Here is a 21,228-nt window from a genome sequence, read left to right on the forward strand (position 1 = left end):
ATCGGATGCCCCGCAAATCGCGGGGAATCTTATCGCGCGAATCACAGCAAACAGAGCCTTTTCACACAGCCTGGGCCAGAAGCTGACTTGAAAGCAACGACTTGAATTGCCTCCTTGTCTTCAGTTGCAGACCGAGGACGGAGGACTGAGTTACTGGGCCTCGGCGATCTTCGGTCCAGATGACAGCATCTGCGCGTTAGCTGCCGAGGGCCGGTTCGACGGCAATGCCGGGTCCGGCGATCGGAAAGCGGCGCCGGACGGCGCTGCCTGGAATGGTCGGCGGGCAGCGGTTGCCGGAAGCACGATCACTTTCGCTCCGACTTTCACCCGCTCATAAAGGTCCACCACGTCCTCATTGGTCAGCCGGATACAGCCGGACGAGACCCGCTTCCCGATCGTATCGGGGTTGTTGGTGCCGTGAATTCTATATTCGGTCTCGCCCAGATACATCGCGCGAGCGCCGAGCGGGTTGCCGGGACCGCCTGCCATGAACCGCGGCAGATAAGGCTGACGCGAGACCATCTCCGCAGGCGGATGCCAATCCGGCCATTCTGCTTTACGAGCCACAGTCTGCTCACCGGACCATGCGAAACCTTCGCGGCCAACACCGATGCCGTAGCGCATCGCTTGCGCGTCGTTCAGAACGAAATAAAGGAATGTGTTCTTGGTATCGATGATCACGGTGCCCGGCGTCTGGCGGCTGGCGTAGTCAACCACCTGCCGGACAAATGCTCCGGGACCGTCAGCGGCCTTTGGCGGTTCGACCAGAGGCGCCGGGGCCGGGGCCGGAATCGGAGCCGGAGCTGGCGCTGATGCATGAACTGGCGTTGCCACGTAAACCGGGGTTGACGATGCCATGGCTTGGGGTGCGGACTGCTTCCGAATCGGTTGCACGCTCGCCGGGCGAGACAGCAAACCGTACCCCAATGCGGCGACGGCCACGACGCCAATTGCAACTCGCCCGGCCATTGGGAGTGCGAACGTCTCTGCCTTTCCGCGTTTGGCCCGCTTACTCATATCTTTCCCCAGGTCACCATGGCTGGAAGAGGTACCGAGCAAAATTTAAGAAACCTCGAAGCGAATTCGCTCAGACGGGAACCGTTGGCGATGGTTAACGCCGGACTCCTGTTCGGCGGAGCGGACACGCCCCGCTCTTTCGTTAATGGCGGCTTCGGGTCATAAGCAGCCGATGCTGGCCAAGCGGAGCGACTTCCGCTTTGTCCTCGGCATCTGGCGTTTAGGAGTCCTCGCCCTAATGCGCGGCCCCGAGGCCGAGCTCCGCGAGGCGCGTCGCGAACCAGCGCGAGAGCGGCTCATCGAGGAGGCCGCCGACATAGACCTCCGACATCGTCACATGGTGCTTGTCCAGCACCAGCAGCACGCCGATCCAACAGGCGAACCAGACATGCGGATCGGTCAGCGCCCGCAGCTTGTGCTGGTCGTGCGTCACCGGCGTGTGATTGCTCGCCTTGCGGATCTCGACGCTAAGCAAATTGTTCGGGATCTCGCGCTGATGCACGACGACATCGGGGTAGATCGACTTGTCCAGATGATCGTCGGTCGAGATGATGGTGCCGTGCGGCAGATGCAGCGTGCGCTCGCCGAGCCGGTCGTAGTTGCAGTCGACTGACCAGCCGGAGAACTGCTTCTCCAGATGCACGGCGAAGCGATGCGTGATCGCGCGCTCGCCGATGTCCTTTTCGAACAGGAATCCTTCGTGGGCGTAAAAATCCCGGAGCGCCGCGATCACCTTGTTCAGCTCGGTCTGCATCGTGCCTCCGGGCTCTCGGCGCTCCCTATGATGCGCCCTACATCTGGACTTCGATCAGCCGCGGCCCGGGCTCGGCGACGGCTTCGGCGAGTGCCTTGTTGAATTCGTCGGCATTGGTGACGGCGCGGCCGGGCACGCCCATGCCCTTCGCCAGCGCCACGAAATCCAGCGTCGGACGGTCGAGCCGCAGCATGTCGTTGGCGCGCTGGCCGGGCTCACCGGCGCCGACATTGTCGAACTCGCCGCGCAGGATCTGGTAGATGCGGTTGGCGAACACGATGGTGACGATGTTGAGGTTCTCTCTCGCCTGCGTCCACAGCGACTGGATCGTGTACATCGCGCTGCCGTCACCAACCATGGTGATCACCTTGCGGTCCGGGCAGGCGATCGCGGCGCCGATCGACAGCGGCGTGGAGAAGCCGATCGAGCCGCCCATGTTCTGGAGCCAGTCGTGCGGAGCGGCCGCCGCCGTCGGCGGGAAGAAGCCGCGGCCTGTGGTCAGGGATTCGTCGACCATGATCGCGTTCTCGGGGATGGCGCATGCGATCGCCTGCGCGATGGACGCGTAGGTCAGCGCGCCGGTCGGCTTGACCAGCTCAGCCACGGCCTGCGGCTGGACGTCCCTCGCGCTCGCCTTCACTGCGCCGGCGAGCGCTTCCAGCGCCGCGACCGAATTCTCGCCCCAGGAGGTCATGCGATGCACCTCGCAGCCCTGGGGCTTGAGCATGCTCGGCTTGTTCGGATAGGCGAAGAACGCCACGGGATCGTCGGACTCGACCAGCACGATGTGGCGGAACTTCGCCAGCATCGGCAGCGCGTTCTCGATCACGTAGTGGATGCGGTCGATCGAGAAGCGGCCGCGGCCGCGCGCCATCTTGGGACGGAAGGTCGGGCCCATCACGGTGCAGCCGGTCTTGGCCGCGATGCGCTCGGCCAGCGCCAGGCCCTGCTCGGAGAGCGCGCTGCCGGTCATCAGCAGCAGCGTGCCTTCGCCGTCGCCGTGCAGGATTTTTGCGGCCTGCTCGACCGCCTGCGGCGAATAGCTGGCGCGCTGCTGCTCGGCCGGGACCTCGGCGATGCCGTCGGCTTCGTTCCAGGCGGTGTCGGCGGGCAGGATCAGGGTCGCGATCTGCGGCGGCGCGCTTTTTGCGGCGGCAATCGCGGCGGCGCCGTCAGCGGCAACCGATTTGGAATCCGGCGAGGTGCGGACCCAGGACGACATCGGCCGGGCGAGGCCCTCGATGTCAGAGGTCAGCGGCGCGTTGTAGCCGATATGGTAGACCGCGTGCTGGCCGACGATGTTGACGATGCCGGAATTGGCCTTCTTGGCGTTGTGAAGATTGGCAAGGCCGTTGGCGAGGCCGGGGCCGAGATGCAGCAGGGTCGAAGCCGGCGTGCCCTTCATGCGGAAATAGCCGTCGGCAGCGCCCGTCACCACGCCTTCGAACAGGCCGAGCACGCAGCGCATGCCCGGCACGCGGTCGAGCGCTGCGACAAAATGCATCTCGGAGGTGCCCGGGTTGGTGAAGCAGACGTCGACCCCACCCTTGACCATCGTCCGCACCAGGCTTTCCGCACCGTTCATCCCAAAGCTCCCGCAACCGGCAATTTCCAATGATCCGTCCGATCAATCATTGTTCGCTCGTCTCGTCAAAGCAATAGCCGGCATCGCGGCCCTGCCCCGCATGACGACGCGCTGGTTTGGCTAATGCCCCGTTCCGATGGAATCGGAACGGGGCATTAGATTCTTGTTTTGACGCGTTTTCCTGATGCGAACCGGTATCCACTTCGCTTGAAAACGCTCTAATACTTTCCGGCAAATTGGCCCGGTTGCCGATTTGGTAACGGCATTCATTAAGGTTGACCTGCCTCACGGGGCCGTGGCTTGCGAAATGCCCGCAAATATGGCCTGTGGCTTTCATTGAATCGATCTTTTGCTGGGGGAAACTAATGATCCGGTTTTTTGCCGCGCCGATTGCCGCCATGGCGCTCTTGCTGGCTGGCGCGGCCGACGCATCCGCGGCGGGGATGATAGACTTCACAGGCACCAGCTCGACCGGCTATCTCGGCGGCGGCGGCGCGAGCCCGATTCCCCGCTCCACCGTGATGTATCCGACCAATTACGCGCCCGGCACGATCGTGGTGAACACGACCGAGCGCCGGCTCTACCTGGTGCTTCAGAACGGCCAGGCGCTGCGCTACGGCATCGGCGTCGGCCGCGACGGCTTCCGCTGGGGCGGGGTGCACAGGATCACCGCCAAGAAGGAGTGGCCGGACTGGACACCGCCGTCGCAGATGCTGGCCCGCCGGCCCGACCTGCCGCGCCACATGAAGGGCGGCATCGAAAATCCGCTCGGCGCGCGCGCGATGTATCTCGGCTCGACGCTGTACCGCATCCACGGCTCCAACGAGCCGGAGACGATCGGCCAGGCGGTATCTTCAGGCTGCTTCCGCATGACCAATGACGACGTCAGCGACCTCTACGGCCGCGTCTCGGTCGGCACCACCGTGGTCGTGCTGAACAACTAGCCGGCCGGCGAACTGCGGGAACCCGCAGGGCGCGTGAATTTGCGGTCTTGTGCGCGCGACGCGAATACGGCAGCGTCGGGTGACGATGAGCGCATTGAACCCGCCCGCGCGTGGCCTTCGCATCGCCCTCCTGGCGCTCGCAGCGCTCACCTGTGTGCCTGACACCGCTACCATGGCGGCCGCGGGCGAATTGCCCGCGATCGCTTCGCGCCAGCGCGCCGAGAAGAAGAGCTTTACCGACAGCGAGATCGTCGAGGGCTTTCTCAAGACCGCTTTCGGCGCCGAGTACCATCTCGCCGGCCGCGTCGACCGCATCCGCAAGTTCGACGGGCCGGTGCGCGTGTTCGCCGAGAGCGACCGCGCCGATCGCAAGACGCAGCTCGCCAAGGTCGTCGCCGACATCGGCACGCGCGTGCAGCATCTCGACATCGCCATGACCAGCAACATCGAGGCGGCGAACGTGCGGGTGAAGCTCGTGCGCGACCGCGATCTCTTCCGCACCATCTCGAGCTTCTACGGCGCGGAGAAGGCGCGCGAGATCCGCACCTCGCTCGATCCGCAATGCCTGTCCGGCTTCCGCAAGAACGACAATTTCGAGATCGAGCATTCCGACGTCATCCTCACCGTCGACAACGGCGACTTCACCTTCCTCGACTGCGCCTATGAGGAGCTGTTGCAGTCGCTCGGTCCGATCAACGACACGACGAGCGTGCCCTGGACCATGTTCAACGACAACGTCTCGATGGGCTATTTCGACGTCTACGACCAATACATCCTCAACCTGCTCTACGACCCCCGCATCAGGCCCGGCATGACCGTGCCGGAGGTCAAGGCGGTGCTGCCCGCCGTGCTCGCCGACGTGCGCGCCTGGGTGAAGCGGGTGAACGATCTGAGGGAGTGAGGCGACACGACCGCGGCGTCTTACCCTCCCCCTGGAGGGGGAGGGCTATCGCATGTGGAGAAACACGCGGCGGAAAGTTTGCCTGCGGCCCATCCTTCGAGACGCCCGCCTGCGGCGGTCCCTCAGGATGAGGTCGCGTTTTGCGGCGAGATATCAGACCCTCATGGTGAGGAGCCCGCCAAAGCGGGCGTCTCGAACCATGAAGGCCGAGCACTTTCACAGCCTCCCTAGCACTATGTGCGATGCCCCTCCCCTGGAGGGAGGGGCAGCAGGGACGCTCTCGCCTCCTCACACCTTCCTTGCCTTTGTCATCAGAAACTGCTGGCGCATCACGTTTTGGCCGGCGTCGAAATACTCCGAGATCAGCGCCTCGAACTCGGCACGGAAGCTCTTGAGCCTGTCCGGCTCGTCCTTGTACTGGGCGACGAGCTTGATCAAGGGCCCGATCGTCGCTTCCATGGTGCGGCGGAAATGCTGCGGGCTGAGTGCGGACGGCGTTATCATGTCCATCTCGAAAGAGACATCCTTCGCTTTCCCTGCGAGACGCTCGGCGACGATTTTCGGATCGCCCCACAACACCGGCGATGCCACGCCCTCGGGCAACGGCAGATGGCGGCCGATCATCGCGAACATCCGCCCGACATACAGATGCGGCGGCCAGGTGGAGAAAGCGATGGTGCCGCCAGGCTTCAGCACGCGCAGCATCTCGCCGATGGCAACGTCCGGACGCGGCGCGAACATGTGGCCGAACTGGCTGAGCACCACGTCGAACTCGTTGTCGCCATAGGGCAGGCTTTCCGCGTCGCCGTCGACGAAGGCGACATCGAGGTTCGCCAGTTGCGCGTGCTCGCGGGCGCGCTCGATCAGAACCGGCGACAGGTCGAGACCCCTGACCTTTGCACCGCGGCGCGCCGCCGTGATCGCGACAACGCCGGTGCCGCATCCGACATCGAGCAGCCTTTGGCCGGCGGCAACGCCGGCAAAACCAACGAGCTTGGCGGCGGCCGGCGTCGTGAAAACTTCCATCGGCGTGAACAGCGACCAGGCTTCCTTCTGGACAGCCTTGAAGCCTGCAAACGGACCTGTGCGGTCATGGAACTCTCCCATCGCTCGAGGTCGATCTCCATGAGGCGGGCGACGGACGCCGAAGGTTCAAGGCGCGCGACCAATGGCAGCGGGCAGGCCGCAGGTGGCACCGGAACAGATCGAAACGGCGGCGATCCTATTGCGTTTGGCGATGGTCGATCCCCGCGAGACCGCACTGCGTTCGAGTCCGGCGTGCCGCCTCACCTCGCATCGGCATACACCGTGGCGCGCGACACGCCGAGATGGGCGGCGACGATGTCGGAGGAACGGCGTACCTGCATGCAGCCGGCGTCGCGCAATTCCCGCAGCAGGGTGCGGCGATCTTCCGTGGTGAGGGCGCGGGGCGTGGTGGCGCGGCGCGCAGCGAACCGGTCGATATGGGCGCGGATTGCGTCGGCGCCGACGGGATTGAGGGACTCGCGCGGGCCGTCTTGCGCATCAACGCTGACGAACTGGCCGATCGCGCTCTGCAAACCCTGGAACAGCGTCAGGTCGACATTGAGGCAGAGCGCGGCGACGTAAGCACCGTCCGCGCCCTTGATGCCGATCGAGGTGCTCTTGGCCTGCCGTCCGTCGGCAAAGCTGTTGGCGTAGTTCGAAATCACCTGCGGATAGTCGGGATCTGCGATGCGGGCGAGGCCAAGCTCGGTCGCGCCCTGGCCGACCTTGCGGCCCGACAGGTTGTTGTGAATGGCGACGATCGCATTCCCGGGATCGGTGAGATCGTGCAACACGACCTCGCAGAACGGCGCAAAGGTCTCCCCCAGCCCTTGCGCGATCTGCTGCAGCTGATCGAACAGCAATTTTCGTTCGGCAGCGGTCTTGGTCGGGACTGACGATTTACCGCGGCTCATTGCGCGGCCCTACTGCACGAGATCGGCGACGGTGGTCGCGGCCTTCAGCCCCGTGCCGGTGAGCACCGCGACCGTGGTCTCGCTCGCCTTGATGGCGCCAGTGGCGGAGAGTTTGTCCAGCGCGGCGGCTGCACTGGCGCTGGTCGGCTCGGCGAACAATCCCTGCCGTGCAAGACGCCGCAGGGCGGCGATGATCTCGTCCTCGGTCAGCGCAACGGTGCCGCCGCCACTCTCGCGCAGGGCGGCGATGATTTCGCGCAGGCGCAGGGGATTCTTGATGGCGGTGCCTTCGGCGATGGTCTTGTTGACCTCGCGCGCGACAGGCGTATCGACGCCGGCCTTGAAGCTCGCATCGATCGGCGAGCAGTTGAGCGGCTGCGCCGCGAACAGCCGCGGCAGCTTCGTGATCTGCCCGGCTTTCAGCAGCTCGCGGAAGCCGAAGGCGCAACCGAGCAGGCTGCTGCCGGCGCCGACGGGCACGATGACGTTGTCGGGGGCGCGGAAGCCGAGGTCTTCCCAGATTTCATAGGCGAGCGATTTGGTGCCTTCGAGGAAGAACGGCTGCCAGTTGTGGCTGGCGTAAAAAGTCTGGCTCGACTGGCGGATCGCCTCGGCCTCCGATTCCTCGCGCGGGCCTTCGACCAGCTGCACCGCCGCGCCATAGGCGCGCACCTGCGCGATCTTGGCCGGCGAGGTCGAGGCAGGCGCCAAAATCTTCACGCGCATGCCGCCGGCGGCGCCTAGCCCGCCATCGACGAGCCGCCATTGCCGGAAGAGTCCTCCAGAATGGCGTCGACGCCGATCTGCCGCAGGAAGGACAGCATCACGGAGGAGCCGCGGTCCTTGAAGCTGCCGGTCGGATTGAACCATTCGAGCTTGAACAACGGGCGCAGGTCCCCCCACTCCTGCTGCACCAGCGGCGTGCAGCCCTCGCCGAGCGTGATCGGATTTTTGATCTCGACCGGCAGCGCCGCCCGGTAGCGCCACAGCGATCGCGTGCGCGGCTCGACCTCCTCGCGCGACATCCCGCCCCCCGGCGTCACCAGAAGGGGCGTGCGCTCGTCCGAGCACCAGCGCGGCTGGTCGAGCGGATAGAGCTTTCCGGTGCGAGGCTCGATGTAGCTGGCGGCGGGCATGGCGGTCTCCAGGGGGTCTATACGATTTGTCTGATTATATACGTTTTGTCCAGCCGCGGCGCAATTGCCGCAATGCCTCTTGAAAACAGAAAAACAGAAACTATTTCAAATCCTTAGAGCTGTCCCGTGGATCGAACGGCAAGGTTCGACCGGAGCGAGGGCGCGGAATTCACGCGGACCGGACCGGTTCGCCATTGATGGAATTTGGCGATGAACGCCTGCCGCGCATGGCACCATTAACTTGTCTGTCGCCGTCGGCCGCTACAATATGTTGGATTGAGCTTGCGCCGCCGGTGCTCCGCATCGGTAACGCAAGTGAGCCAGGCCCGTCCGAGCGGCGGGCCGTTGGCTTTTTGGGAGCCTGGACATGAGCCGCGCGAACCGTACCGATCACATCCGCCTTACCTCCCATCCGGAGCCGGGCAGGAAGGCCGCCTTTCCGATCCATTGGGGCGCAGCCGACGCGCGCGCCCGCGGGCCGATCATCGGCACGGTGTCGCGCGCTGGGGATCGCAACGTGATCGGCAGCCATGGCGGCTCCTATGCAATGTACCGCGCGCTCGCCGTCTCAGCCGGCGCGCTCGACCCTATCCGGCGTCCCGACCTCACCAACACGTTTCCGGCGGCGACCATCGGGCCGTTTCCGCAATGGAACGATCCCGCCAAGATCGTCGCGCTCGACCCCTGGGGGCATCTGGTCGCCGAGAACTTTGGCAAGGAGATCGCCGAGGGCTCCGACATCCGCCCGAGCATCGCGGTGACGCGCGCGCGGCTCGACCTGCCGGAGATCCGCGAGGCGCTGGCCGCCAAGCGCTTGCGCGCCGACGGCGAGGTCGTGCACGCCAATGGCAGCGTCTCGGTGGTGAAGATCGCGATCGACCCGGTCTGGTATCTGCCGGGTCTCGCGACGCGCTTCGGCACCGGCGAGACCGAGCTGCGGCGCACGCTGTTCGAGCAGACCGCCGGCATGTTCCCCGAACTGGTGACACGGCCGGACATGAAGGTGTTCCTGCCGCCGATCGGCGGCACCACCGTCTACATGTTCGGCGACGTCACCAAGCTGCCCGACCATCGCACCAAGATCACCTGCCGCGTGCACGACGAATGCAACGGCTCCGACGTGTTCGGCTCGGACATCTGCACCTGCCGGCCCTACCTCATCCACGGTATCGAGGAATCCGCGCGCGGCGCGCAGGAGGGCGGGCTCGGGCTCGTCGTCTACAACCGCAAGGAAGGCCGCGCGCTCGGCGAGGTCACGAAATTCCTGGTCTACAACGCCCGCAAACGCCAGGAGGACGGTGATGCGGCCGCCGCCTATTTCGAGCGGACCGAATGCGTTGCCGGCGTCCAGGACGCGCGCTTCCAGCAATTGATGCCGGATACCATCCACTGGCTGGGGCTGAAGCGCATCGACCGCTTCCTGTCGATGAGCGACATGAAGCACGACGCGCTGACCTCGCAGGGCATCGACATCGTCGAGCGCGTGCCGATCCCGCCGGAGCTGATTCCCGCCGACGCCTATGTCGAGATCGCAGCGAAGAAGGCCGCCGGCTACTACTCGACCGACATCGCGCCGGAGAAGGATGTGAACGGCGTGGTCGGGCGTTCGCTGGAAAAATACTGATCGATTGATGGCGGACACTGGAGAACAACAGGCCCGCTGGCTGCTCACCGCAACAGCGGTCCGCGCGCGCGCCGGGCAGATGCTCGAGCTTGGCCTTGCCGGCGGGCTCAGCCACTTCACGATCGATCTCGACCGCATGGACGGCGTTGCGGACGCGGTGCTCGCGGTCACGCGAAAAGCCTATCCGACGCTGGACGTTCCCTTCCACGCCCGCTGGCGACATTTTGTGCTCGGCGGCGTCGACCGCTGGGCGCGGCTTGCGGACGCCGCATCGTGGCCGGACCGCGCCGCGCGGGCCCGCGCGGAGTTCGACCTTGCGATCGTCAGCGTACTGCTCGATGCCGGCGCCGGTGCTGCCTGGCGCTATCGTGACGCGGTGACCGGCGAAAGCATCGGCCGGTCCGAGGGGCTCGCCATCGCGAGCCTCGACATGTTCGCAAGCGGGCTCTTCTCCGGCGATGCCCGCGCGCCGTTCAGGGTCGATGCCGACGTGCTCGCAAAACTGCTGCTTGCCGCGCTCACCTCGGCGTTTCAGGTCAACGATGCCAATCCGCTGCTCGGCCTCGACGGACGCACGGATCTGTTGCGTCGTCTGGGCAAGCAGGTTGCGGACCGTCCAGAGATCTTTGGGCTGCACGATACGCCGCGGCCCGGCGGCCTGTTCGACCACATCGCGGCGCAGGCTGTGGGCGGCGCCATCGCCGCCCCCGCGATCCTCTCCGCGGCGCTGAACCAGCTCGGGCCGATCTGGCCGTCGCGGCTGGAGCTTGCGGGGATTCCGCTCGGCGATTGCTGGCGCCATCCGGCGATCAAGGCGGACGATGCGACCGCGGGCCTCGTGCCGCTGCACAAGCTGTCGCAATGGCTGAGCTATTCGCTGATCGAACCGCTCCAGCGCGCCGGATTTGTGGTCACCGACATCGACGGCCTGACCGGGCTTGCCGAATACCGCAATGGCGGCCTGTTCGTTGATCACGAGGTGCTGCGCCTGCGCGATGCCGCGGATGCCGGGCGCGCGCATGCGGTGGATTCCCTGCTCGTCGTGGAGTGGCGCGCGCTGACCGTCGCATTGCTGGATCGGCTTGCCGGACTGGTTCGCACGAAGCTCGGCCGCACGCCTGAGACCTTGCCGCTCGCCAGCATCCTGGAAGGCGGCACCTGGGCCGCGGGCCGCGCCATCGCCTTTGCACGCCGTCCCGACGGTTCGCCGCCGCTCAAGGTGATCAGCGACGGCACGGTTTTCTAGCTCGCAGTTGCCGCCCTACCGCATTCACTTGATGAATTTCAGGAGCATCCGATCATGGAAGGCGTTACGATCGTCGATCATCCGCTGGTGCAGCACAAGCTGACGCTGGTGCGGGACAAATCCATCTCCACCAAGTCGTTTCGGGAGCTGATCAAGGAGATCGGCATGCTCTTGTGCTACGAGGTGACGCGCGACCTGCCGCTCGCCGATACCGTCATCGAGACGCCGCTGGCGACGATGCACTCGGCCAAGATCGCCGGCAAGAAGCTGGTGTTCGTGCCGATGCTGCGCGCCGGCACCACCTTCGTCGACGGCATGATGGATCTGGTGCCGACCGCCCGCGTCGCGCATATCGGGCTCTACCGCGAGCCGCACAGCTTTGCCGCGGTCGAATATTTCTTCAAATCACCGTCCGACCTCGGCGAACGGCTGGCAATCGTCGTGACGCCGGTGGTCGCCACCGCCAACACGGCCGTCGCCGCCATCGACCGGCTGAAGGAGCGCGGCGCCAAGGACATTCGCCTAGCCTGCCTGATCGCCGCGCCGGAAGGGCTCGAACGGCTGCGGGGGTTGCATCCGGACGTGCCGGTCTGGACGGCGGCGGTGGACGAATGTCTCGACGAGAACGGCTTCATCCTGCCCGGCCTTGGCGACGCCGGCGACCGCGCCTACGGGACGAGATGAGATTTCGAGGTCGGCGAGTGCCGCGGTGTCTGACGCAAGAATCCGCCACACCGATCCACTCTCTTGCAACTGACAATTGTGGATACGTCTCGCTGGTCGTGCGCAGCGCGAACCTTTGATCGCCACAATTGGCAAAGATTGTAATTCCCTTCCTTTGCGACCGCGATGAAGGTATCCTTCTCGAGGTCACCCGTTATTCTTGATTTTGCGGACGCATTCATCGAATTAGATTAGAAGTATCAGTCATATGACCCCATCCGTGCCGGGAGTTCGTCGACGCCTAGCGGCAGTCCTCGCAGCCGACGTGGTTGGGTATACCCGATTGATGGAATCGCACGAGATAGACACTCACACGCGGCTCATGCAGTTGCGTTCGGAGGTCCTCGACCCCGGTGTTGCGGCGCTTCACGGAACGATCGTCAAGAATACCGGCGATGGCTTCCTCGCAACCTTCGATACCGCGCGAGACGCGACGCGCTGTGCTCTTTCGCTGCAGGAATCGGTCGCCGCGAATACTGCGGGGATGCCCGCAGATCAGCGCATCAGCTTTCGCATGGGGTTGAACGCGGCCGACATCATCGTAGAGAAGGATGACGTCTATGGCGAAGGCGTAAATATTGCGGCTCGTCTTCAGACCTATGCGCAGGCGGGCGGCATCGTCGTGTCAGGCGCAATTGCGGAGCAGCTCGGCAAGGATTTCAACGTCAACGTCATAGATCTCGGCGATCTGCATCTTCGCAATATGGGTCGACCGGTTCGTGTGTATGCGCTCCACCCGCCCACGCAGCCCGCAAAGCTTGTCGGGGAAGCTCCCGCGGGTCAGGAGCCGCGCCCATCGATCGCCGTTCTGCCGTTCCGAATGAATCTCTCCAACCCTGACGAGGCCTATTTCGCGGATGGTATTGTTGACGACATCATCCGCGGCCTTGCCGGACTCAAGGAGCTCTTCGTCGTGTCGAGAGGTGCAAGCCTCGGCTTCGGCGGCCGCAATATCGACGTGCGTGAAATCGGTCGTCAGCTCGGCGTCCGTTACGTCCTCTATGGAGGGGTGCAACGAACAGCGACGGCCATCCGTATCGGGACCGAGCTCAATGACGCCGAATCGGGAGAGGTCATTCGTTCGGATTTGCACGAAGGCGACCCCAGCGAACTGTTTGCTCTTCAGGATCGGATTGCCATCAGTGTCGTAAAACAGATCGCGCCGCAGGTGCGCGAGCGGGAATTGATGCGAGCGATGCGCAAGCATCCCCAGAATTTGACCGCCTACGAACTCGTGCTGCAGGCATTCGACCTATTGTACCGAATGGACTACGATTCATTCTCGAAGGCGCGGGGCCTGCTCGAGCAGGCGATATCGCATGACCCCAATTATGCCCTGGCCTATTCCTATGTCGCTCTCTGGTACGTGTTCCGGATCGGAGAGATCGGATCGGCGGATCCGGACGGCGACGCCATCGCCGGCGCGAAATATGCGACGGAGGCCATCGCACGAGGCGGTGACGACGCCTTCGCGTTGGCGGTGTATGGCCACGTCCAATCATTCTTGCTCGGTGATTTTCAGAAGGCAAAGATCTCGCTGGAGCGCGCGATTGCCGCCGGCCCGAGTTCGGCCATGGCCTGGACCATGGCAAGCGCGACTTCGGGCTTTCTGGGTGACGGCCCCGCGGCCGTGCGCCAGGGTGAGCAGGGCGTGCGACTTTCCCCGCTCGACGCCCGCTCGTTCTGGCACGAGGGACTATTGGGGCAGGCTCACTACGTGAATGGCGACTACGAGCAGGCATTGGAGTGGGTGCGTAGCGCGGTGAGCCGCAACGAGCTCATCCGTTTCAATCAGCGCCTTCTCATCGTCACGCTCGGTGCGTTGGGCCGGCGCGAGGAGGCCGCGCAGGCCGCGCATCGCTACCTGCAGATTCAACCTGATTTCCGCGTATCATCCTATGCGAAACGCTGCCCATTTCGCGGCGCTGCATTGGAAACCTGGCTCGGGCATCTCCGATCCGCGGGGCTTCCCGACTGACGCTGACTGCTGGCGACAACTTCGAACAAGGGGAGACGTCATGACAGGTAACACGGGCAACACCGGGAATACCGGGAATACGGGCAACACGGGCAACACCGGAAACACCGGCAACATCGGAGGTGTCGGCTGGTTCATCTCCGACCGGGTCGACTTGCCATTCGTCACAAGACTTGCCCCAGGCGGGATGAGCGACCTTGGCTCGCTGCGGCGAATCCCGCCGACGTCCTTCGGCAACAGGCAATGGTCGGCGAACTGGTATGCGTGGCGTGTCTTGCATGAAATGTTGGCCAAGGTCCCCAACTGGGCGGCGACCGTCGATGCGGACCCCATGCTCACAAACATTCGGAACGCCCTTGTCGCGGACTTCAACAGCCAAATTGATGATCTCGTGCTTGCCGATCGAGACGAACGACCGGATGCCATGGGACTCATCCTGTCGCAGGACGGCGAATTCTTTTCTGATTTCCTGGCTGTGCTGACGATCCGGCCGGGATCGCATCCGCAAACATGGCGCGTATTGAACATCGCCAGTCTGATCGGATCGTTTGCGGCATTGTATTTCAAGGACAAATACGACTTGCCCAGACCATCGCAAATCTGTCCCGCATTGCTGCCGCCTATCCCCGTCCCCGGCCACTCATCCTGGCCGAGCGGGCATTCCACGCAGGCGCATTTGATGAAGAACTGCATGCTCAGGATCTTTGCCGCAACGGCATCGACGCCGAATCCGATGCCTGCGGCTGACCAGATTGTATGGAAGGCCGACTTGACGGTTCTGGCGGACATGATCGCGCGAAACCGGGAGATCGCCGGTTTGCACTACGCAGCAGACTCCGCAGGCGGCGCCAGGCTAGCGGATCTGATGGATACGGTCATCCTGACGCCAAACACCGTGACGATGTTTGATCAGGCGGTTGCCGCCGCAGCGGAGGAATGGCAATGATTTCCGAGCAAAAGCCACACCCTCCGTTGGACCCGAGCGCCCTGAGGAAGCTCGTCGAAGCTTCGATAACGAGCACTCCACCTCCGGAAGGATTCGACCCGTTACAGGCGCCGCAAGAAGACCTGAAGAAGTTCGGGTTTCCGATGCGGCCGGATCCGAAATATCAGCCGGCCGAACATGCATTCTGGCAACAGATGTTCGCCAGGTCGCTCGCATTCGAGCAATTCGCTTTCGACATACTTCCTCCCGTCGCGACACAGATCCGCGGTTTTTTCTGGGAATCGCCGCGGCGGCAAACCAGCCTCAATTGGTCCGGCGCCTACATCACGCCCAGGGATGGTACGGTATTTTCGGCGATTTGGACGAAGTTTCAGGTTCCGACGCCGAACCTCCCGCCAGGCGCGACGCCCGGCGAAAAGGATCTCAGCTCCACATGGATCGGGTTTGACGGGCAGCGTCGCTACTACATGTCGACTCTCCCGCAGTTTGGCACGGCGCAGAATATCGAGCCGAACATGGGCGTCCCGACGAGGTCGTTTTTCGCGTGGTGGCAATGGTGGGTCAGGGGCCTCGCAGGCCAGGCAATTCCCATCAAGCTCGCTGCACCGAGGATTCATCCTGGCGATCTGATCATATGCTACATGCAGGTCGCCGCTGATCGCGCCGGGGTGTCGTTCGTGATCACGAATGTTTCGACCGGCCGCGTCGTGCAATTCTTTCAGGGCGCGCCCGCGCCCAACGGTGGACTCCCCTTCAAGGTTTCAGGAGCGACTGCCGAATGGGTGATGGAGAGACCGGCGATCCCGCCCGATCCAACCCCGATGCCGCTCCCGGACTATGGCACGGTGGATTTCCGGGACTGCGGAGCGACGGCGATCAACATGAAGACTGGCGCGACGGTTGAACGAACCCTCTCCGGGGCAAAACTCATCGACATGTACGTCGTGAGGCAAAATCCGGAAAGGACGGTGAAGATCTCGATCCCGAAGCCGCTCGACACGACGGAATTCCTCACCGAATTTCAATAGACCAGAACATTGTCGATCAGATTTGGCGATGAAACGGACTTACCCGTAGGGCCGTCTGAGGATGGCAGCTTGCCCTAGATCTTCCCGCTGCCGCAAATGCCCTTTAGCGCCTGCCACTCCTTGTCCGTCAGCAGCGGCGGGCCGCTGGCGGGACGATCTTCCCTGGTCATGCGGGCGAGGCGGTCTTCCGTGAGAGGATGGCTCGCCAGGATCGACGTGAGGCCGCCGCCTTCCTTGCCGGTGATGCGGAACATCAGCTCGGCCGAGGGCTTCGGCGAGCGGCCGAGCGCGTGCATGATCTCGATGGCGAAGGTGTCGGCGCCCGTCTCGGCCTCGCGCGAATAGGAGGCCTCGACCACGCTGCGCGAAGCGAAGATCACGGCGGATGAGCCGGTGACGTCGCCGAACAGCAGGCCGATCAGGAACGAGGTGCCGCCGTTGTAGATCAGGCCGCGCATGTTGTCGTGATGCTTGAGATGGCCGAGCTCGTGGGCGAGGATGCCGGCGAGCTCGTCGGGGTTTTGCGCCTTGTCGAGCAGGCCCCTCAGCACGTACACCTTGCCGCCGGGCAGCGCGAACGCATTCGGCACCGGGGTCGGCAGCACGCCCGCCGTCATGGAATCGTCGTCGAGGCCGGCGGCATCGCGCAGGCGGTTGACCAGCTTTGTGAACGCGGCCTTGCCCGCGGGGTCTTCGCAAACGTTGCGGCCGAAGATGGCTTTCACCTGGACTTCCGAGGCGTCACCGATACGCCGTTCGATTGGCTTCGGCACCAGCGGCGCGAGACGGTCGGCGGCGAGCGGCACGCCGAACAGCACGACACAGACGATGGAGACAGCGGCGGCCACCGACCAGCCGACGATCTTCGCAACACCGCGGCGCGTGGTCTGGTGCTCGTCGAGACGCATACAGCGGACGGTCACGTCTGCCGCGAGCGCAGCATCGCGGATCTCCAGCCGTGCCAGCGGCGGCGCGGACGTCGCGGCCAGACGCAGGATACCGGCCGGACTGTCGGCACGGCGAATGTCGGCATAGGCCCAGCGAACCGGCGTCCCGCCCTCCTCAACGATCTCGAGCGCATCACCGAGCGTCAGCGTCACCTGCCGCCTGCGGCTCGACACGCCGTCGAAGAAGATGGTCGGCTTTGCCGACTGCGCCGGAGCTTCGGTGGACAACTCACTCACAGATCAGAATCCCGCGACATCGAGTCCGTCGGCAAAGCCTTCGCCGAGCGCGCTGGCGAGCTCGCCGCTGCCGCGCACATCCGCCGCGGCTCCGATGTTATGCACCTCGACGGTCTCCAGCACCTTGGCCCAGAGATCGCGCTGAAGATAGACCCGCATGATGATGTTGATGGCAAGCGCCAGGGCGAAATAGCCGATGACCATCATCACCAGCATCGGGATGCTCCTGGCGGTATTGTCGGGGCCGAACACCTGCTCGACCGGAAGGCCGCTCAGCGTGACGACGAGCATGGTCGCGCCGCCGAGATAGGCGGCGAAAATGATCGAGAGCAGCGTCCACCAGCCGATCACCTTCCAGTACAGGCCGTAGAATGCATTGTGCGGCAGCTGCGAGGACAGGCTGACGCCGCCGATGCGGATGCCGTCGAGCCACCAGCGCCACTCGCGCGCCTTGAACTCGGCGTAGAAGAACGGGGCGAGCGGGAAGATGACCAGCGCGATCGGGCTGAGCAGCCACAGCCACCAGCCGCGCTTGAAGAACGTCCAGCCGTCTCCTTCGAAATCGCCGCGCAAATCGCCGAAATGGGTATGCTGCATCTTGTAGCGTTCGAGCGAGGCCTCGCGCCAGGGCAGCGCCAGGCCGAGGGTGAGGAACACCAGCAGGCCCCACGCCATCGCACGGAACGAATAGGCCCAGCCCGAGCCGTCCATCCAGAACCGCACGCCGCGCCAGACCGTGCGGGTCAGGCGGTAGCGCCGCGCACGAAAAATCGCGAACTGGCCGAAGGCGTAGAAGCTGATGAACAGCGGCGTCGAGGCAAAACCCTGCCAGCGCTCGAACTCGATACCGATGAGGAAATAGGCGAGATAGATCGGCACCAGGATCGCCAGCGCGAACAGGAAGCCGATCAGCAACTCCTTGCCCCGGCCGGTATATTCGGCGGCGTCGCCGTCGATCGACGTGTTCGACCACAGATGACGGCGGATGTCGGTGACGAGCCAGAACCGGTAGAAGCCGAAAGTGACCAGCTCCAGCATGGCACCCTTGGTGACCATCTTGCGGAAGACGGAGCGGTCGCCGGCGAAGTCGACCCGCGTGGGCGGCAGTGGCGGCGGGACGGGTTCGGAACCGATGGGGGCCCATTGCATGTCGTTCACGGCGGCAACCTCGGGATGTTGGCCTGGTGCGGTCAAACTATAGATCAGAGATTGGTCGATCCCCAAGATGGGCGGGTTCGATTTACCTCGATTCAAGTCGATTTCTGGCAGGTTTCCCGGTCAAACGGCGTGCGGGAGATCACGTTGACACATCTGCGTGACGGAAGCCGATCCGTAGCCTGGATGGAGCGAAGCGCAATCCGGGACAGCGGGAATGGCGGCCCGAATCCCGGATTACGCTTCGCTCCATCCGGGCTACGCGCCTCACGCAAAGGTTGGATGTGGCAAAACTCGCCCTTGCCCCGACGCAGACAACCGGCTGTAATTGCAAATCAAATACCGCAGCGCAGAATTCAACGAGAACGCGCGGTTCACGTCAGGGAGAGCGGTCATGCACGGGACCATCGAAAGCACGGCAAAGCTCGATGCATTGCGCGAGCGCGCCACGTCACTGCCGCTGGAGCAATTCGATCCGGGCGATCCTGAATTGTTCAGGACCGATACGTTCTGGCCCTATTTCGACCGCCTGCGCCGTGAAGACCCCGTGCACTACTGCAAGGACTCGATGTTCGGGCCGTACTGGTCGGTGACGCGCTACAACGACATCATGGAGATCGAGACCAATCATTCGGTGTTCTCCTCGGCCTCCGCGCTCGGCGGCATCACCATCCGCGACATCGATCCGGATTTGCGCCGCGAAAGCTTCATCTCGATGGACCCGCCGCGCCATGCGGCGCAGCGCAAGACCGTGGCGCCGATGTTCACGCCGACGCATCTGGACAATCTCGCGCTCAACATCCGCACCCGCTCGGCCGAGTGCCTCGACAATCTGCCGCGCGGCGAGGTGTTCGACTGGGTCGACCGCGTCTCGATCGAGCTCACCACACAGATGCTCGCGGTGCTGTTCGACTTCCCCTGGGAGGATCGCCGCAAGCTGACACGCTGGTCGGACATCGCCACCACCATTCCCGGCCCCGACGGCCTCGTCGCCACCGAAGACGAGCGGCAGGCCGAGCTGACGGAATGCGCCGGCTATTTCGCCCGCCTCTGGAAGGAGCGCATCGAGCAGCCTCCGAAGAGCGATCTGCTCTCGATGATGGCGCACGGCGCCGCGACGCGCGACATGGACGCAAAGAACTTCCTCGGCAATCTCGTCCTTTTGATCGTCGGCGGCAACGACACCACCCGCAACACCATGTCGGGCTCGATCTACGCGCTGAGCCAGCATCCGGAACAATATCGCAAGCTGCGCGCGAATCCGGCGCTGCTCGACAGTTTCGTGCCGGAAGTGATCCGCTGGCAGACGCCGCTGGCGCACATGCGCCGCACCGCGCTGTCCGATTTCGAGTTCCGCGGCAAGCAGATCAAGAAAGGTGACAAGGTCGTGATGTGGTACGTCTCGGGCAACCGCGACGAAGAGGCGATCGAAAAGCCCTACGATTTCATCATCGACCGCGCCCGCCCGCGCACGCATCTCTCCTTCGGCTTCGGCATCCACCGCTGCGTCGGCTTGCGGCTTGCCGAACTCCAGCTCAAGATTATCTGGGAAGAGATCCTCAAGCGCTTCGACCACATCGACGTGGTCGGCGAACCCAAGCGGGTCTATTCGAGTTTCGTAAAGGGTTTGGAAACGCTGCCGGTGAAGATTGCGGCGTGAGTCAACTCCCTCTCCCCGCTTGCGGGGAGAGGCGACGGAAGAACCAACTGGAGCCACGACCATGAACATCCAGGCGCCGATGAAAGTGGACAAGGCCGAACGCATGCGCAGGGCGCGCGAGGAGGCCTATGCGACCCCGCTCGCGCAGTTCCACCCCGGCGCGCCACGCCTGTTCCAGGACGACACGCTATGGCCGTGGTTCGAGCGGCTGCGCAAGGAAGAGCCGGTGCATTACTGCACCAACGCCCCGATCGAGCCCTACTGGTCGGTGGTGAAATACAACGACATCATGCATGTCGACACCAATCACGGCCTCTTCTCCTCCGACTCGACGCTCGGCGGGATCTCGATCCGCGACGTGCCGCCCGGCTACGACTACCCGAGCTTCATCGCGATGGACCAGCCGCGGCATTCGGCGCAGCGCAAGACGGTGTCGCCGATGTTCACCCCTCAGCATCTGGACGAGCTGGCAATGCTGATCCGCCAGCGCTCGCAGACCGTGCTCGATAATCTGCCGCGCAACGAGACCTTCAACTTCGTCGAACGCGTCTCGATCGAATTGACGACGCAGATGCTGGCGACCCTGTTCGACTTCCCCTGGGAGGAACGGCGCAAGCTGACGCGCTGGTCGGACGTCTCCACCGCACTGCCCAAGAGCGGCATCGTCGCCTCGGCCGAAGAGCGCCGCCGCGAGATGGACGAATGCTACGCCTACATGTCCAAGCTGTGGAACGAGCGAGTCAACTCCGCGCCGCGCAACGATTTGCTGTCGCTGATGGCCCACAACGACGCCACGCGCTTCATGGACCCTGACAACCTCATGGGCAACATCATCCTGCTCATCGTCGGCGGCAACGACACCACGCGCAACACCATGACCGGCTCGGTGCTGGCGCTGAACGAGAACCCCGAACAGTACGACAAGCTGCGCGCCAACCCTGCGCTGATCGACTCCATGGTGCCCGAGGTGATCCGCTGGCAGACGCCGCTCGCGCATATGCGGCGCACGGCACTCCAGGGCACCGAGATCGGCGGCAAGCAGATCAAGAAGGGCGACCGCGTCGTGATGTGGTACGTCTCCGGCAACCGCGACGAGGAGGCGATCGACCGCCCGAACGAGTTCATCATCGACCGCCCGCGGCCGCGCACCCACCTCTCCTTCGGCTTCGGCATCCACCGCTGCGTCGGCATGCGGCTCGCCGAGCTCCAGCTCAAGATCGTCTGGGAGGAGATGCTGAAGCGCTTCGACCGCATCGAGGTGGTCGGAGAGCCGAAGCGGATCTATTCGAGCTTCATCAAGGGGTATGAGTCGCTGCCGGTAAGGATACCGGGGTAGGCTTCCGCTCTGTCGGGCTACCTTTGGGCAAAGTGCTTCGCCAATTTACGGTGTCATGCCCCGCGAAGGCG

18 protein-coding genes and 1 pseudogene are annotated in these 21,228 nt (G+C 64.1%); 10 read left to right on the forward strand and 9 right to left on the reverse strand.

The genetic code is table 11. The features are described 5' to 3' along the window. Positions 1-150: 150 nt before the first annotated feature. The 4 genes from XI09_RS12470 to XI09_RS12485 all read right to left on the reverse strand — a co-directional run bounded on the left by XI09_RS12470 (position 151) and on the right by XI09_RS12485 (position 3,813). Complete coding sequence (locus tag XI09_RS12470) at positions 151-1,017, reverse strand: L,D-transpeptidase (RefSeq protein WP_271567099.1); 867 nt, start codon at positions 1,015-1,017, stop codon at positions 151-153. 235 nt (positions 1,018-1,252) lie between these two features. Further along, on the reverse strand, positions 1,253-1,771 hold the full coding sequence (locus tag XI09_RS12475) for a hypothetical protein (protein WP_271567100.1): 519 nt from the start codon (positions 1,769-1,771) through the stop codon (positions 1,253-1,255). A 37-nt stretch (positions 1,772-1,808) separates the two neighbouring features. Then, entirely contained in the window at positions 1,809-3,356 is a 1,548-nt protein-coding gene (locus XI09_RS12480; RefSeq protein ID WP_271567101.1) for an acetolactate synthase large subunit, read from the reverse strand. A gap of 46 nt (positions 3,357-3,402) precedes the next feature. Next, positions 3,403-3,813 carry a hypothetical protein gene (locus XI09_RS12485; protein WP_271567122.1) on the reverse strand — a complete coding sequence of 137 codons (411 nt, stop codon included), beginning with the start codon at positions 3,811-3,813 and terminating at the stop codon, positions 3,403-3,405. Between XI09_RS12485 and XI09_RS12490 the strand changes: the two genes are divergently transcribed. Then, the gene (locus XI09_RS12490; RefSeq protein WP_442869579.1) at positions 3,800-4,300 is read left to right on the forward strand and encodes a L,D-transpeptidase; all 501 of its coding nucleotides are present in this window, start codon (positions 3,800-3,802) and stop codon (positions 4,298-4,300) included. The genes XI09_RS12485 and XI09_RS12490 overlap by 14 nt on opposite strands. An 85-nt stretch (positions 4,301-4,385) precedes the next feature. Continuing rightward, positions 4,386-5,201 carry a DUF2927 domain-containing protein gene (locus XI09_RS12495; RefSeq protein ID WP_271567103.1) on the forward strand — a complete coding sequence of 272 codons (816 nt, stop codon included), beginning with the start codon at positions 4,386-4,388 and terminating at the stop codon, positions 5,199-5,201. Between the two features lie 288 nt (positions 5,202-5,489). Here the strand turns inward: XI09_RS12495 and XI09_RS12500 are convergent, their stop codons facing one another. From XI09_RS12500 to XI09_RS12510, 3 genes and pseudogenes are all read right to left on the reverse strand, one after another. Continuing rightward, positions 5,490-6,308 (reverse strand): class I SAM-dependent methyltransferase, encoded by an 819-nt coding sequence (locus XI09_RS12500; RefSeq protein ID WP_271567104.1) that lies wholly within the window; start codon positions 6,306-6,308, stop codon positions 5,490-5,492. Between the two features lie 179 nt (positions 6,309-6,487). Continuing rightward, a complete protein-coding gene (locus XI09_RS12505) occupies positions 6,488-7,141 on the reverse strand; it encodes a helix-turn-helix transcriptional regulator (protein ID WP_271567105.1) in 654 nt (217 codons plus the stop codon). 9 nt (positions 7,142-7,150) lie between these two features. After that, positions 7,151-8,277: pseudogene (locus tag XI09_RS12510) on the reverse strand (threonine synthase). A 367-nt stretch (positions 8,278-8,644) separates the two neighbouring features. Between XI09_RS12510 and XI09_RS12515 the strand changes: the two are divergent. The 6 genes from XI09_RS12515 to XI09_RS12540 all read left to right on the forward strand — a co-directional run bounded on the left by XI09_RS12515 (position 8,645) and on the right by XI09_RS12540 (position 15,822). Continuing rightward, positions 8,645-9,901 (forward strand): GTP cyclohydrolase II, encoded by a 1,257-nt coding sequence (locus tag XI09_RS12515; RefSeq protein ID WP_271567106.1) that lies wholly within the window; start codon positions 8,645-8,647, stop codon positions 9,899-9,901. A 7-nt stretch (positions 9,902-9,908) separates the two neighbouring features. Further along, complete coding sequence (locus XI09_RS12520) at positions 9,909-11,147, forward strand: URC4/urg3 family protein (RefSeq protein ID WP_271567107.1); 1,239 nt, start codon at positions 9,909-9,911, stop codon at positions 11,145-11,147. Positions 11,148-11,201: 54 nt separating this feature from the next. Then, entirely contained in the window at positions 11,202-11,831 is a 630-nt protein-coding gene (gene upp, locus XI09_RS12525) for a uracil phosphoribosyltransferase (protein ID WP_271567108.1), read from the forward strand. A 247-nt stretch (positions 11,832-12,078) separates the two neighbouring features. Then, the gene (locus XI09_RS12530) at positions 12,079-13,848 is read left to right on the forward strand and encodes an adenylate/guanylate cyclase domain-containing protein (RefSeq protein ID WP_271567109.1); all 1,770 of its coding nucleotides are present in this window, start codon (positions 12,079-12,081) and stop codon (positions 13,846-13,848) included. 40 nt (positions 13,849-13,888) lie between these two features. After that, a complete protein-coding gene (locus tag XI09_RS12535; protein WP_271567110.1) occupies positions 13,889-14,794 on the forward strand; it encodes a hypothetical protein in 906 nt (301 codons plus the stop codon). Continuing rightward, entirely contained in the window at positions 14,791-15,822 is a 1,032-nt protein-coding gene (locus XI09_RS12540; protein ID WP_271567111.1) for a G1 family glutamic endopeptidase, read from the forward strand. Before XI09_RS12535 ends, XI09_RS12540 begins: the two co-directional genes overlap by 4 nt. A 74-nt stretch (positions 15,823-15,896) precedes the next feature. Here the strand turns inward: XI09_RS12540 and XI09_RS12545 are convergent, their stop codons facing one another. Continuing rightward, the gene (locus tag XI09_RS12545; RefSeq protein WP_271567112.1) at positions 15,897-17,006 is read right to left on the reverse strand and encodes a M48 family metallopeptidase; all 1,110 of its coding nucleotides are present in this window, start codon (positions 17,004-17,006) and stop codon (positions 15,897-15,899) included. Between the two features lie 3 nt (positions 17,007-17,009). Next, positions 17,010-18,164 (reverse strand): YjgN family protein, encoded by a 1,155-nt coding sequence (locus tag XI09_RS12550; protein WP_442869580.1) that lies wholly within the window; start codon positions 18,162-18,164, stop codon positions 17,010-17,012. Positions 18,165-18,555: 391 nt separating this feature from the next. Between XI09_RS12550 and XI09_RS12555 the strand changes: the two genes are divergently transcribed. Both XI09_RS12555 and XI09_RS12560 read left to right on the forward strand, forming a co-directional pair. Then, positions 18,556-19,821, forward strand: a complete 1,266-nt coding sequence (locus XI09_RS12555) for a cytochrome P450 (protein ID WP_271567113.1) — start codon at positions 18,556-18,558, stop codon at positions 19,819-19,821. Between the two features lie 61 nt (positions 19,822-19,882). Then, positions 19,883-21,157: a cytochrome P450 gene (locus XI09_RS12560; protein ID WP_271567114.1), complete on the forward strand. Its 1,275-nt coding sequence runs from the start codon at positions 19,883-19,885 to the stop codon at positions 21,155-21,157. Positions 21,158-21,228 lie beyond the last annotated feature (71 nt).

It is taken from the genome of Bradyrhizobium sp. CCBAU 11386 (genome assembly GCF_028128955.1).
GTDB lineage: Bacteria > Pseudomonadota > Alphaproteobacteria > Rhizobiales > Xanthobacteraceae > Bradyrhizobium.

Coding starts and splice junctions, on each gene's coding strand:
- XI09_RS12470 (WP_271567099.1), bottom strand. CDS start 1,017: ATGAGTAAGCGGGCCAAACGCGGAAAGGCAGAGACGTTCGCACTCCCA.
- XI09_RS12475 (WP_271567100.1), bottom strand. CDS start 1,771: ATGCAGACCGAGCTGAACAAGGTGATCGCGGCGCTCCGGGATTTTTAC.
- XI09_RS12480 (WP_271567101.1), bottom strand. CDS start 3,356: ATGAACGGTGCGGAAAGCCTGGTGCGGACGATGGTCAAGGGTGGGGTC.
- XI09_RS12490 (WP_442869579.1), top strand. CDS start 3,800: ATGATAGACTTCACAGGCACCAGCTCGACCGGCTATCTCGGCGGCGGC.
- XI09_RS12495 (WP_271567103.1), top strand. CDS start 4,386: ATGAGCGCATTGAACCCGCCCGCGCGTGGCCTTCGCATCGCCCTCCTG.
- XI09_RS12500 (WP_271567104.1), bottom strand. CDS start 6,308: ATGGGAGAGTTCCATGACCGCACAGGTCCGTTTGCAGGCTTCAAGGCT.
- XI09_RS12505 (WP_271567105.1), bottom strand. CDS start 7,141: ATGAGCCGCGGTAAATCGTCAGTCCCGACCAAGACCGCTGCCGAACGA.
- XI09_RS12515 (WP_271567106.1), top strand. CDS start 8,645: ATGAGCCGCGCGAACCGTACCGATCACATCCGCCTTACCTCCCATCCG.
- XI09_RS12520 (WP_271567107.1), top strand. CDS start 9,909: ATGGCGGACACTGGAGAACAACAGGCCCGCTGGCTGCTCACCGCAACA.
- upp (WP_271567108.1), top strand. CDS start 11,202: ATGGAAGGCGTTACGATCGTCGATCATCCGCTGGTGCAGCACAAGCTG.
- XI09_RS12530 (WP_271567109.1), top strand. CDS start 12,079: ATGACCCCATCCGTGCCGGGAGTTCGTCGACGCCTAGCGGCAGTCCTC.
- XI09_RS12535 (WP_271567110.1), top strand. CDS start 13,889: ATGACAGGTAACACGGGCAACACCGGGAATACCGGGAATACGGGCAAC.
- XI09_RS12540 (WP_271567111.1), top strand. CDS start 14,791: ATGATTTCCGAGCAAAAGCCACACCCTCCGTTGGACCCGAGCGCCCTG.
- XI09_RS12555 (WP_271567113.1), top strand. CDS start 18,556: ATGCACGGGACCATCGAAAGCACGGCAAAGCTCGATGCATTGCGCGAG.
- XI09_RS12560 (WP_271567114.1), top strand. CDS start 19,883: ATGAACATCCAGGCGCCGATGAAAGTGGACAAGGCCGAACGCATGCGC.